13 protein-coding genes are annotated in these 13,555 nt (G+C 33.4%); 7 read left to right on the top strand and 6 right to left on the bottom strand.

The features are described from left to right. The first annotated feature begins 21 nt into the window (after nucleotides 1-21). On the top strand, nucleotides 22-561 hold the full coding sequence (locus ACFE0M_RS08835; protein WP_434545390.1) for an NUDIX domain-containing protein: 540 nt from the start codon (nucleotides 22-24) through the stop codon (nucleotides 559-561). Between the two features lie 215 nt (nucleotides 562-776). Here ACFE0M_RS08835 and ACFE0M_RS08840 read toward each other — a convergent pair whose 3' ends face one another. The 4 genes from ACFE0M_RS08840 to hisG form a co-directional block, all read right to left on the bottom strand. Further along, a complete protein-coding gene (locus ACFE0M_RS08840) occupies nucleotides 777-1,271 on the bottom strand; it encodes a hypothetical protein (RefSeq protein ID WP_434545391.1) in 495 nt (164 codons plus the stop codon). Between the two features lie 42 nt (nucleotides 1,272-1,313). Further along, nucleotides 1,314-2,369, bottom strand: coding sequence for a histidinol-phosphate transaminase (gene hisC, locus ACFE0M_RS08845; protein ID WP_434545392.1), 1,056 nt, complete (start codon nucleotides 2,367-2,369; stop codon nucleotides 1,314-1,316). Nucleotides 2,370-2,534: 165 nt separating this feature from the next. Further along, on the bottom strand, nucleotides 2,535-3,824 hold the full coding sequence (gene hisD, locus ACFE0M_RS08850; protein WP_434545393.1) for a histidinol dehydrogenase: 1,290 nt from the start codon (nucleotides 3,822-3,824) through the stop codon (nucleotides 2,535-2,537). Between the two features lie 140 nt (nucleotides 3,825-3,964). Next, nucleotides 3,965-4,822, bottom strand: coding sequence for an ATP phosphoribosyltransferase (gene hisG, locus ACFE0M_RS08855; protein ID WP_434545394.1), 858 nt, complete (start codon nucleotides 4,820-4,822; stop codon nucleotides 3,965-3,967). Between the two features lie 439 nt (nucleotides 4,823-5,261). Between hisG and ACFE0M_RS08860 the strand changes: the two genes are divergently transcribed. After that, the gene (locus ACFE0M_RS08860; protein WP_434545395.1) at nucleotides 5,262-5,738 is read left to right on the top strand and encodes a DUF962 domain-containing protein; all 477 of its coding nucleotides are present in this window, start codon (nucleotides 5,262-5,264) and stop codon (nucleotides 5,736-5,738) included. On the opposite strand, the gene ACFE0M_RS08865 is transcribed toward ACFE0M_RS08860, so the two are convergent. Continuing rightward, entirely contained in the window at nucleotides 5,735-6,352 is a 618-nt protein-coding gene (locus tag ACFE0M_RS08865) for an IMPACT family protein (RefSeq protein ID WP_434545396.1), read from the bottom strand. The genes ACFE0M_RS08860 and ACFE0M_RS08865 overlap by 4 nt on opposite strands. Nucleotides 6,353-6,455: 103 nt before the next feature. Here ACFE0M_RS08865 and ACFE0M_RS08870 point away from each other — a divergent pair, with 103 nt between their 5' ends. Genes ACFE0M_RS08870 through ACFE0M_RS08885 form a run of 4 tightly spaced genes read left to right on the top strand, consistent with a single transcriptional unit; the run spans nucleotide 6,456 to nucleotide 9,928 of the window. Continuing rightward, a complete protein-coding gene (locus ACFE0M_RS08870) occupies nucleotides 6,456-7,373 on the top strand; it encodes a hypothetical protein (RefSeq protein ID WP_434545397.1) in 918 nt (305 codons plus the stop codon). After that, nucleotides 7,367-8,593: a hypothetical protein gene (locus ACFE0M_RS08875; protein ID WP_434545398.1), complete on the top strand. Its 1,227-nt coding sequence runs from the start codon at nucleotides 7,367-7,369 to the stop codon at nucleotides 8,591-8,593. Before ACFE0M_RS08870 ends, ACFE0M_RS08875 begins: the two co-directional genes overlap by 7 nt. Continuing rightward, complete coding sequence (locus ACFE0M_RS08880; protein ID WP_434545399.1) at nucleotides 8,583-9,449, top strand: glycosyltransferase; 867 nt, start codon at nucleotides 8,583-8,585, stop codon at nucleotides 9,447-9,449. Before ACFE0M_RS08875 ends, ACFE0M_RS08880 begins: the two co-directional genes overlap by 11 nt. Beyond that, a complete protein-coding gene (locus ACFE0M_RS08885) occupies nucleotides 9,446-9,928 on the top strand; it encodes a low molecular weight protein-tyrosine-phosphatase (protein ID WP_434545400.1) in 483 nt (160 codons plus the stop codon). Before ACFE0M_RS08880 ends, ACFE0M_RS08885 begins: the two co-directional genes overlap by 4 nt. A 53-nt stretch (nucleotides 9,929-9,981) precedes the next feature. Here ACFE0M_RS08885 and ACFE0M_RS08890 read toward each other — a convergent pair whose 3' ends face one another. Continuing rightward, complete coding sequence (locus ACFE0M_RS08890; RefSeq protein WP_434545401.1) at nucleotides 9,982-12,681, bottom strand: putative LPS assembly protein LptD; 2,700 nt, start codon at nucleotides 12,679-12,681, stop codon at nucleotides 9,982-9,984. Between the two features lie 124 nt (nucleotides 12,682-12,805). On the opposite strand from ACFE0M_RS08890, the gene ACFE0M_RS08895 reads away from it, so the two are divergent. After that, nucleotides 12,806-13,552, top strand: coding sequence for an N-acetylmuramoyl-L-alanine amidase family protein (locus ACFE0M_RS08895; protein WP_434545462.1), 747 nt, complete (start codon nucleotides 12,806-12,808; stop codon nucleotides 13,550-13,552). The last annotated feature ends 3 nt before the right edge of the window (nucleotides 13,553-13,555 follow it).

Below are 13,555 nucleotides of genomic sequence, written 5' to 3' on the forward strand. Positions count from 1 at the left end.
TACTTTCAAACTATTTATAATATGGCCAAAAATCCTTGGAAGCTATTAAACTCAAAAATTAAATATGATAACCCCTGGATTAGAGTAGAGGAACATGATGTGATTAATCCTACTGGAGGAAAAGGAATTTACGGTAAAATACATTTTAGGAATATAGCGGTAGGGGTTGTCCCCATAGATGATGATGGAAATACTTGGTTAGTTGGGCAATATAGGTATCCTTTGGATCAATATAGTTGGGAAATCCCAGAAGGCGGTTGTCCGATAGGCGAGCAGGAACTTGAAGCAGCCAAAAGGGAACTGAAGGAAGAAACAGGTTTGAAAGCTGAAAATTGGGAAGAATTATTGCGAATCCATACAAGTAATTCCGTTTCGGATGAAAGGGGAGTGGTTTTTTTAGCTAAAAATTTGACTCAAGGAGAAACAGATTTTGAGGAAACGGAAGATTTGAAAATTAAAAAACTCCCTTTATCTAAAGCTATTCAAATGGTTATGGATGGTGAGATAACGGATAGTATTAGTATGGCCGCATTATTGAAATTGAAGGTATTAATGTTGTGAATTTACAAATATTAAAATATTAGTTTAAAAGCTTTTAAAGTATAAAACCACTACACCATGTTTAGGTAAGAATACCTAAATAATTCATATACTGACTTATTTTAAAATGGTTGAAATTTTCAGGTGAAAATACCTGAGAAATGTGCAAGCATTAATTATTTGGCTTTTGATTATTTACTTGATTAGTTCAATTTAAGCACGGAGAAAATGTATATTTATGTTATGTTATAGCGTTTTTCTATTTCAAATTTTAATAGGTTTAAATCAGACTGCCTTGTCTTTAAATTAGTCTCAATAAAGTCCTTTTTGTTTTGTAATTTTAAATAACCTTTAGATTCCGAGGAATTTGAATCTACAATTATGTTGACTGACAAATTTTTAGTATCCAATTCTTGATAGCCATCTCTAAATAATTTATAATCTGCTATGTAAGATACTTTTTCGGAATTGAGTGTCAGAATTTCTTTCCCATAACCATTCCATAAAACTACTCGAAGAATATAAAATCCAATCCCCCAAAAAATTAAAAAGGTAATTATGATTCCAAATTGAAGTCCTTCCGTATAGTTTATAGATATAAAGATTGCTATAAATGGAATTAGAAATGAAACCACTAAAATCAATGAAAGGATAATTCTTATAATTAAAGGTGATTTATCAACTTTTATTATTAATCTAGAATTATCAATATTAATTTGATTTTGATTCATTTACTAAAATCATTATGTAACAAGCTTTTTCTGAAATTTGACTTAGTCAGAAACTTCCTCAAGTGTTTTAATAAGAACTTTATTCTCTTCCTTCGTGCCCACTGTTATTCTCAAACAATCATCACAAAGTTTAACATTTGACCTATCCCGAACTACTATACCTTTTTCAATCAGTTTTTGATATATGGATTTTGCATCATTGATTTTAACCAAAATGAAATTAGCATCAGTAGGGTAAACTTTTTTCACGCCAGCTATATCTTTTAATTTAAGTTTGAGCGCATCTCTTTCTTCCAAAATTTCTTTCACCTGATGGTCAAATACTTGCTTTTTGGTCAGTGATTCTGCTACCAATTGTTGACTGGGACCACTAATATTATAAGGTGGTTTTACTTTATTTAAAATCTTGATTAAATCTTGATTTGCAAAAGCCATTCCCAATCGGGCGGATGCCAAGCCCCAAGCTTTGCTTAAAGTTTGAAGCACCACCAAATTAGGATATTTTGTAAGCTCGTGTATCCATGATTTTTGAGCAGAAAAATCAATATAAGCCTCATCAATCACTATAATCCCTGTAAAATTCTGTAATAAATGCTGAATATCATCTTTTCTTAAGCTATTGCCTGTCGGATTATTGGGAGAACAGATGAATAGCATTTTGCTTTGTTCATTGGCAATTTTCAAAACTTCTTTTACATCCAACTGAAAATCTTCTCTTAATGGAACTTCTATATTTTCAACATTATGGATAGAGGAAGAAACTTTATACATTCCATAAGTAGGAGGGCAGGTAATTACATTTGATTCACTACCGTTACAGAAAATTCTAAAAAGTAAATCAATAGCCTCATCGCTTCCATTTCCTAAGAATATATTATCAGCAGAAATCCCTTTTATATCAGATAGTTGATTTTTAATTCTTGTTTGGAGAGGATCAGGATAGCGATTCCATTTTTGCTGTTCCTCATCAAATGGATTTTCATTCGCATCCAAAAATACCTTTGCTTCACCTGAAAATTCATCTCTAGCTGAAGAATAGGCTTGCAATTTTAGAATATGGGGAAGCACTAATTCCTTCCAATTTGTTTGATTGCTCATAATATGATTAAGTTTTATTTTGCGCATGAGTATTTTCAATACGGTCAGACGCAACAGTAAAAAAACTTTACTAAAAATCGGTTTCAGGTTTGGAGTTTAACTTCATTATTTATTTTTAAAAAATGCGTCAGACCGTAGAATTTTGATTTACAAAACTCAAACAAATTATTTTTTCTTTAAACTATTCAATCGGACAGTTACTGCATTTTTATGCGCAAATAGAGATTCAGCTTCTGCCATTTCCTCAACATACGGGCCTAAGTTTTGCAAACCTTCTGGTGTGATTTCTTGATAAGTGATATTCTTCACAAAACTATCCAAAGAAACACCGCTATAAGCTCTTGCAGCGCCATTTGTAGGTAAAGTATGATTTGTGCCTGATGCATAATCCCCAGCTGACTCAGGCGTATAATATCCTAAGAATATTGAGCCTGCATTTTCTATTTGATCAGCGATTTCTCTGGCATTTTTAGCTAATAAGATCAAGTGCTCTGGAGCATATAAATTGATTAAATCAATACATTCGGCCTCAGTTTTCAAAATAATTACAGCACTATTTTGCAGGCATCTATCTGCAATTTCCCAGCGAGGCAACTCACTTAATTGATGATAAATTTCTTTTTGTAAAGCATCCAGCATTTCTACAGAGGTAGTTACAAAAATCACTTGACTATCAACTCCATGTTCTGCTTGAGATAGTAAGTCAGCCGCAATAAAAGCAGGTTCTGCATCTTTATCAGCATAAACTAAGACCTCCGATGGCCCTGCAGGCATATCTATTGCCACAGCTTCAAGGCTAGCCAATTGCTTTGCAGCCGTTACATATTGATTTCCAGGACCAAATATTTTATCTACCTTAGGAATACTCTCGGTTCCATAAGCTAAGCCAGCTATTCCTTGAGCCCCTCCCACTTTGAATATTTTAGTGATTCCAGCAACATCAGCTGCATATAAAATAGCTGGGTGAATATTACCTTCTTTATCTGGCGGAGTACATAAGACGATTTCCTTACAGCCTGCAATTTTAGCTGGTATTGCCAACATCAAAACGGTGCTGAAGAGTGGCGCTGTTCCTCCCGGAATGTATAAACCTACTTTAGGAATGGCAACTGATTTTCTTTCGCACAGAACACCTGGTGTGGTTTCAATTCTCAAAGGAGCTGTTTTTTGTGCTTCATGAAATTTGAAAATATTATCATGCGCTATTTTGATGGCATCCTTTAATTTCTCGGATACTTTTGAAGCAGCTGATTTAATTTCATCAGCTGACACCAATAAATTTTCCAATTCAATCCCATCAAATTTTTTGGTGTAGGCTTTCAAAGCACTATCTCCTTTGCTTTGAACCTCATCCATTATGGGTTGCACAGTTTTCCTTATGTCAGAAAGTGATTCTGTCGGTCTTTTTAATATATGTTCCCAGCTTTCTCTTTTGGGATATGTATAATCTTTCATATTTTCTTTTATCAAGTAATTCTCTCAATATATCTGAGCTAAACCTGTCAGGTTTAAAATAATTAAATTCTCTTGAACTAGTCTGTATTTAGAATAATTGCAAGAAAAAACCTGACAGGTTTAATTCGACAGTCGGGTCATTATACAATCATTTTCTCTATTGGTGCTACCAGTATTCCCTGAGCTCCCGCTTCTTTAAGCTTTTCAATTACTTCCCAGAAATCATCTTCTTTTACGACTGAATGTAATGAACTCCAACCTTCCATGGCCAATGGTAAAACGGTAGGACTTTTCATACCGGGTAATAAACCAATGATTTCATCTATAGCATTGTTAGGTGCATTCAATAAAATATATTTGTTGTTTTTACCAGCCTGAACAGACTCCATTCTGAATAATAATTGATTCAAAATATCTTCTTGCTCTTTTGATAAATTATTGTTTGATACCAATACAGCTTCTGATCTCATGATTACATCCGCCTCCTTTAATCCATTGCTCAACAAGGTGCTTCCAGAGCTAACGATATCACAAACAGCATCAGCCAGTCCAATGCTTGGTGCTATTTCAACAGACCCACTGATCTCATGAATTTCTGCATTGATATTATTTTCTTTTAAGAAGTTTCCCAAAATCTTAGGGTAGGAGGTGGCAATGCTTTTACCGTCTAAATCTTTGATGTTTTTGTAATCCCAGTTTCTGTCAACGCCTATTGATAATCTGCATTTAGAAAAGCCTAATTTCTTCACTAATTTAACATCATTATCATATTCAACCAGTACGTTTTCTCCCACTATCCCTAAATCAGCTACTCCATCTTCCACATAACCGGGAATGTCATCATCTCTTAAGAATAAAAATTCAATGGGAAAATTATCGGCAACCGCTTTCAGTTTACCTTTTCCATTGCTGAATTTAATTCCGCATTCTTTAATTAGTTTAAGTGAGTCTTCGCTTAATCGACCCGATTTTTGTATAGCAATTTTTAATGTATTCATCTTTAATTTTTGAGATATAAAAATAGTATTTATATAGAATCTAATAATTAATTTCTCTAAGTTCACTATTTGGCACTAAATAACAAATGGGTCCGATTTTTTCTCGTGTAATTGTCTAATAGGCTCTATTTAACTAAGAGATTTTATAAGGAAATGTTTAACGATTTTCCTTAAATAAATGTAACGTGCAGGCACCTGCTTAGGACGATATGATGAATTTATTCCTCTTAAAAAGAGGAATGATGGAATACATGAACAGCATGAAATGCCGGAGAAGCATTTTGCAAATTTAAGATATGTAATTTTTTTCTGTCCATGAGAAGGCAAATGTAACAAGCTTTTTTTAAAATGCTATTATTTTATATCGATTTATGTAAAAATATTAAACCTTCGAACATGGCTTATTGATTCATAAATTTAAATTTTCTATTTTAGATTTATGAGAAGAATAGATGCATTATTAGAAGAATATGGGGCGAGTCACAAAAATGCCACTAACAAAAAAGTTCATTGGATTTGTGTACCCTTAATATTTTGGAGCGTGGTTGCTTTGCTCTACAGCATCCCCAACGATATGTTGACTTATGCATTTGGGGTTGGTTATTTTAATAATTGGGCAGTAGTGGTTTTAGGTATAGTCCTTATCTATTATATCAGCCTTTCAATCCCACTTTCATTTGGTATGGTAGCTTTTGCTATTTTATGCATTGCAGTTGCTCGTTGGGCAGATCAATTAAACTTCTTGCCATTGTGGGCAATTGCCTTAATTGTATTTTTCTTGGCTTGGGTAGGTCAGTTCTGGGGACATAAAATTGAAGGTAAAAAACCCTCCTTCCTTAAAGATTTACAGTTCTTATTAATCGGGCCTGCATGGTTAATGCATTTTATTTATAAAAAAATTGGAGTGAAATATTAATTTTGATCCTCTTTTGGTTTGTGCTTATTTTTATAAATTAGACCAGGTATTTTCTCGGCTTCCTCCTCAAATTTTTCTTGTAAAGATTGCTTTATACCTAAAGAGGCTGTACAATTTTCTGTGAATTCTTGATTTTTAATATCAGCTTCAAAGTCTGCTATTAACTTCATTACCTCGTTGGTGATTTCATAACCATATTCTATTTGATAAATTTGTTCAATGGTTACTTTCATTAATTTTGAAGCTTCTAAAGCCTCAAAAGCAGCGGTCTTATATGCGTTAATCAGTCCTGAAACACCTAATTTAGTTCCACCGAAATAACGTACTACCACTATCAACACTTGTGTCAAGTTTTTAGATTTTATTTGACCTAAAATAGGATCTCCGGCCGAATGATTAGGTTCTCCGTCATCATTTGCCCTAAGCTTATCTTTTGATAAAATATAGGCATAGCAATGATGACGTGCATCATGATATTGTTTTTTTACTTCCTCCAGTTTTTCTTTTACTTCATCCTCATTTTGAACTCGAAAAGACAGCCCAATGAATTTACTGCCTTTTTCTTTGTAGAATCCTTCGCCACCTTTGGCAATTGTATAAAAATAGTCTTTCATCAATACATTAAAATTATATCAAAAGATTATTAAAATTAGAGGTTTATGAGTGATTTTAACTCATTTCTATCATTTATTACACTATAAAAAGTATTTTTACCCCATGAGGCAAAACTATCAAATTTTAGAGCAATTCCCGTCCAGAAGGGAGGAAGAAGCCTTGGGATTTTCTCTTTTTGCCAAGAAAAATTATTGGTTATTGCATTTGTCTGAAAACCAGTTATTGCCACTATCTGTATATGATGAAAATAATAGCTTAATTTCTTTTTGGTGTTTTTATCTCGATAGGGAAAAATTAATTACGCCATTTAAAGCTCCTTTTTTTACACCTTACTTTTCTGAAAAGAGAAATATGAATTCTCTGTGTAAAGAAGTAATTAACTATTGTAAAACCCAATATAATTCATCAATAGAAGTCACATTATATTCTGATTCAATTTCAGAATTAAATCTTTATTTAATCCCTTCATTAAAAGTTAAAAATGTGGCACTTGCAAGTAGTATTATAGTTTCTGATAAGGGTTTCCTCAATCAAATTCAACAAGGACGAAAGAAAAGAAAATTAAAATCCTTGATGTCAGCTGATGATTTTGAAGTATTGAAAGTGGATATTAAAAATTGGGCTGAGATTTATCAGGAGAATCTAAAGTGGAGAAAGGAAAAAACTCATCAGAACTTCATGAGTGTGAATGAAATATTAAAATCTAAAATGCAATTTCCCGATGAATACCAGGCTTTTCAGCTCAATAATAAAGGAATTTTAGTTGGAACTGTTTTTTTTCTCAAAGTAAATGAAAAAATAATTTATGTTTATTCATTAATTATTAATCCATTATTTGATGTGGCGGAACCTTCCCTTTTATTATGGAATGCTGTTTATGAATGGGCGCAAAAGCATGATATTTCAATCATAGATATGGGAACTTCCATGAATCCAATTGGAGGCATTAACAAAAACCTAGCTCGATATAAGACCTTTATTGGCGGTGAATATTATAGAAAATATACTTTTGAATGGTAAGAGTATGGGAAAAATATCGCCATAGTTTTTGGAGTGGAACTCTTTTATTGATTCGTACTATTGCAGGATTTGGGGCTCAAAAGGCGGTTGCCATTTTTTATGGCCCTGCGGGAACCACTTTATTCAGTCATTTTCAGAATTTTTTGGCCTTATTTACACAACCTATTCAGGATGCGATAGGAAATGGACTTATTAATGCCTTTCCAAAAAAATCATTTCAAAAAACACAAATAGTAGGAACAGCGATTATTATTTTGCTGATTTTAATTTCTGCTAGTGGATTTCTTTTACTTATTAGCAATCAGTTCAGACATAGTTTATTCTCATTCAGTCTTAAAAATTGGTTATTAATTATTCCGTCCATTCTGCTGTTTTGTTTTGGTTTGATTGTTTCAGCCATCTACGTTATCCAACAAAAATTGAAGCTGTATTCTTTGATAATTTTTATTCAATGGTCATTTTTTTTTGTGGCTGTTGGTTTATATGAATTTGACCTTCATCAATTCCTGATTTTTTGGTTGTTAATTCAATCTCTTTTTTCCTTGATTTTAATTTACCCTGTTTACCCTTATTTAAATTTCAATTTTAAGATTGAAAAGGAAGTAAAGCTTCATTTTAGGAAATTTCTAATCATGGCTATTTCTGTTTGGTTAAGTAGTAAATGGGTTGATTATTTTATTCGGGAATTTGCAATTCAAGAATTTGGAGCCATTCAAACTGGTTTATGGCAATCAGTTGTGCGAATATCGGAGGCTTATCGAGGGCTTTTAGTAAGTTTTTTGTTTTTAAGCTTGTATCCAATGATTTCAAGGAAAATAGCCAGTAAAAATCTGGATATTAGTATTCTAAAAGGTTATTATTTACCTTATTTTCTGTTTTCTTTGATCTTTCTTTTTCTGGTTTTTCAATTTGATGAACTTATTCTAAAAGTCCTATATGATGACCAATATATTAAGGCTGTAAATTTATTCCGATTCCAATTATTGGGCGATTTATTTGCTTTTCTTGCTTTTCCATTTTCTATTTATTTAATAGCAACTGTTCAAACCAAGATTTATATTTTAACTGAAATATTAAGTGCGCTTATATTCGTATCTTTAATCATTTTAAAGGCCTCAATAGGTGTTGAAATTTTAGTTTATGCTCATATTATTCGATTCATTTGTTATTTATTGGCGGTGGCATTTGTAGGAATTAAAAGTTTGAGAAATGCAGGTTAAGGTAGCAGTAATTTGTTTATGCTATAATCATGAGAAGTATGTGCAGGAAGCGATGCAATCCGTTTTAGACCAGACTTATCCTACAGAACTGATTGTGGTGGATGACGCTTCAACCGATAAGAGTGTGCGTAAAATATCGGATTTTATAGACTTGCATCCGTATATCAATATCAAAACACTTTTTTTGAAAGACAATGTAGGTAACTGTAAGGCTTTTAATAAAGCTTTAAAATTAACCGATGCTGATTATATCATTGACCTGGCTTCTGATGATAGATTATTGCCCAAAAGGGTAGAGGAAGGGGTGAAAAATATGGAAAAGCATCCGCATGTTGCCGTTAATTTCACAAATGCCAATTATATATACGAGCAGAAAGTCTTATTAAAACCTCATTATAAAATTGATCAATATGGACATTCAACTGTAGTGGTGCCCGAGGGTGAATTATTTCATCATATTTTAGCAAGATATTTTATTTGCTCGCCCAGTATGATGTACAGAAGTTCTTTTTTAAAAGAGGTCGGAGGCTATGATGAAGATCTCGCGTATGAAGATTTTGATATAATGCTTAGGCTTTCAAGAAAACATCCCTTTAGTTTTACTGATGAAATATTGGTTGAGAAAAGGGTTTTGTCAAATTCCATGTCTCATAATCAATACAAAAAGAATAATCAACAATTATCATCAACCCTTAAGATCTGTTATAAAGCGTTTGACATGATTCAAACCAAAAGAGAAAAAAAGGCTTTGCTTAAAAGGATTATTTATGAGGCAAAGCAGGCTTTTCTTCATAAAAGGTTCATTTTGTTCTTTGCTTTTATTAATTTGGCTTTTAAAACTATTTTGCAAAAATGAGAAAAATACTCTTCGTGTGCTTGGGAAATATTTGCAGATCACCATTGGCAGAAGGCTTGATGTCAGAAAAAATAGCAAATCTTGGTGTTGAAGATCAATTTAAGATTGATTCTTGCGGGACAGCAGACTACCATATTGGGGAATTGCCAGATGAGAGAACAAGAGAAAATGCTTTGCAAAATGGTTTGGAATTAAAACACAGAGCCAGGCAATTTGACCCTTCTGATTTTAAACGATTTGACCATATTTTGGTAATGGATAGTGTCAATAAAATGAAAATCATAGGGCAGGCCACTTCCGAAGAACATCTCCAAAAAGTCCAGTTAATGCGTGATTTTGAACAGGAAATCAGCCTACAAGGAGTTGATGTGCCAGACCCATATTATGGAGGGAATGAAGGTTTTCAAAATGTATATGATATTTTGGATAGATGCACAGAAAACCTACTTAGCTATCATCTTCAAGCCATCGAAAATTAAAAAGTTACGGATACCTTTTCTTTAATTATGAATCAGTAATTATCAATTATTAATTAATTATCCCACCAACTTCTTCTTCTATTCAATTTTAAATCTTGAAGAATGGAAGCTTTCACTCCTATATCTACACTAAAGGATTGGAATCTACCAAAAGGTACCCAGTTGGCATTGATTTGCCAGCAATGAAGATTTCTGAAAATATTGATAGATGTTTGCGTAAAATCCTTTTGTTCAAAGTCATAGCCGGAATTAAATCCAACTTTCCAGTTTTCTGTAAAATTTATATCCCCACTGAAATTCATGGTTTGTTGTACTCTTGCTTCCTCAAATCCTTGTCTGCTCCACCTTATATTATATCGAACTCTTAAATTCCAAGGGACATTAAAATCCACATACATATCAGGATTATTGGCTAAAGCCTGTACTTGGTCTTCTGTCGCCCCAGCCTGCCTTGCTTGGGTTTCCAAGTTGTTTCTGTTTTCATCATCACTCTTTTTACCCGCAGGATTTAAGTTGGTAGAAAGTGCAATATTTGCAGTTGTTAATCGCCCAACTCCTTGACCAGCTTCCCAGGCATATTGGTCAATTTTTCTTTGAAACACTTCTTCGGTTCCGTTATCTCTAATGGTAATACTGTCCAATACCATTACGTAAGGATCAATTCCCGTTTGTAAATTGACGTCCAGTTTGCCATTAAATAAATTAGTCCTAGCGTTTATGGATATAGGAGCCAATTTAAATGAATCAGCAATAACATTATAACTAGTAGAGAATGAAAGGTTATCAAAAATTTTCACTTTCGTGGGCATGTCTGATGTGTCACTTTCTTTTTTAACCTTCATTTCAATAGTGTTAGCCAAGGAAATACCAATTGTTCCTGATTTTCCTCTACCAGGGCTTCCATAAACGAAACCTTCATATTTTGAAAATACCCTCGTATTTCCCAATGAATCAGTTTGTACTTCCTTATAAATACCATATTCTTCTTCACCAAAATCCGGACGCCAGTTCAAATTAACAGAAGGAGTCATAATATGTCTTACAGCCTTGACTGGCCCATTTTTAGGATATATTGTTCCGTAAAGTCGAGTTGTAAAACCAATTCCCGCATTGTATGAAGATGCCCTGCTGAAAGTATTCATGGTATCTATTACTACCGTATTCAGTGAGTCACTATATCTATGATTCAATTCCCTTAAATACCAAACTTCATCATAATTGAAATTAGGACTAGCAGTAATAAACTTGAACAAGTTAAATGATGTTGAAACTGGAATTCTATGTCGCCCTCCATTATTTGCTCTTTCTAGTAAATAAGGAAGATTTTCTCTACTAAAATCAGCGATGCTATCTTCAGTTGCTTCCATTCCAACTCTTCCTATGTTGTTGGTGATTCTATTAGTGGAAGTAAAATTGTAAGAGTAATTCATTTTCTGTAGCCAATTCAAACCATCCACATTAACAGCTTTAAAAGGATATTGTCTGTTCATGTTTAAGGCTACTTCTGGTAATAAAAGATTTATTTCATTAGTCCTAACGTCTTGATCATGTCTAGCACTAATAGCATAATTGAATGGTGTGCCTTGAATAACATTTGAATAAGAAATATTAGAGTTAAAGTTGGCAGTTACTTGTTGTTGAAAATCTTGGGAAGGGTTGTTTTGATTAAAAGTCGATGTACCGCCATTTACCGATGCAGAAAAGCGACCTGTTCCCTTAGATTCAGGTCTATGCGTCCATTGCACCCAAAAATCTCTAGAAACAGCAGAATCTGCTTCTGTTTCCCCAATACTTTGCTGATTAAATCTGATATTTATATTTCCATTATAACTATATCTTTTTTTATAGTTTGATGCCACGGAAACTCCATAACTCCCTTTAGAATATATTTCTCCACGCAAGGCCATGTCAGCATATTCATTGATAGCCCAGTAATAACCTCCATCCCTCAAGAAAAATCCTCTTCTGTTTTCTTCTCCATAAGTTGGAAATAATATTCCAGAAGTTTTATTGTTGGGCATAGGAAACATTCCGAATGGAAACAATAGAGGTGTAGGTATCTCTGTGATTTCTAAGTTAAATGGTCCAGCTAATATTTTATCTCCAGGGATAAGCTTTAATTTATTGGCAGATATCCCAAAATGTGGATGGTCTAAATTACAAGTGGTATATAGGGCATGGTCACTGAACATTTCGTCTTTTTCATTCTTTTTCGTCCAGTTTGAGTGCATAAATGCTTCTCCTTGTTGGGTGACCACTCCTTTTATAATGGCTTTCTTGGTATCAAAATTATAAGTAATCTGATCAGTCTGATAAACTTGTCCCTTATCTGTAAAAACTGGTTTCCCAGTAACTTTATCAGCCGTATCCTTTAAACCACTGGCATCAAGTATTTTGGTATTGTAATTAACTTTTATTTTATCAGCATCAAGTTTTATTTCTCCATAATCAACATGGGCCTCTTTATACATAATAATATCTTGAGTTTTCAAGTTAAAGTTTAAAGAGTCCTTAGCATTATAATTGACAGTGGTTTTAATATCACCTTTTTTCTGGTTCTTGACAGTATCAGTACTGTTAGCAATAGAATCCGTTATAATATTGTTAGTGGAATCTGTGATAGATTTAGTGGAATCAAATTTGATAGAATCATCAATTAAGGAGTCAGATTTCTGTTTTACAGAATCAACTTCTTGACCGTAACCAATAAAGGGTACAACAAATATGAATAAACTTAAAATATACCGCCTCAAATTGTTCCGTGGATTTTTCCGATTTGATGAATTTTTGCAATCTTTGTGTAAAATTATACTATTCAAATTTAACAACCGAAAGATTGTGAAAAATATTACCATCCTTTCTACACTTACTTTATTGATGGTCCTTGGCTCCTTCACAAATCTTAACAAACCTTCATACAAAGTTGATAAGGTTGTGATTGATGCTGGACATGGCGGCAAAGATAGTGGAACTCGGGGCGTAATGTCAAAGGAAAAAGACATAGCTTTAGATATTGCTTTGGAATTAGGTGAAATCATTAAAGAATATTTGCCCGATGTTGAAGTCATTTACACTAGAACTGATGATAATTTTGTTGAACTTGATGAACGCTCGAACATCGCAAACAAAAATGGTGCCGACCTCTTCGTTTCCATTCATTGCAATGCCGTGGAATACAGCACAAAAGTTCATGGCACGGAAACTTGGATAATGGGACTGCATAAATCGGAGACTAACTTGAATGTTGCAAAGAGAGAAAATTCCGTGATCTTGATGGAAGAAAATTATGAGGAAAAATATGAAGGCTTTGACCCTAATGATCCTGCCTCTCATATACTGTTTTCTTTATATCAAAATGCCTACTTGGCCAATAGTTTGAATTTGGCTGAAAAGGTTGAGTATCAATTCGATAAAAGAGTTGGTCGCCATAGCAGAGGGGTAAAACAAGCAGGTTTTGTGGTTTTGTTTAAGAGCTCTATGCCAAGTGTTTTGATTGAGACAGGTTTCTTAAGTAACTCAGAAGAGGAAAGATATTTGAACGATGAACTCGGTCAGACGTATATAGCATCTGGTATCTTTCGTGCAATTCGAGATTACAAAGTCGAAATTGAATCAATGAACTAAAAA

Origin of the sequence: Marivirga sp. (assembly GCF_051117495.1) — a bacterium.
Classification (GTDB): domain Bacteria; phylum Bacteroidota; class Bacteroidia; order Cytophagales; family Cyclobacteriaceae; genus Marivirga.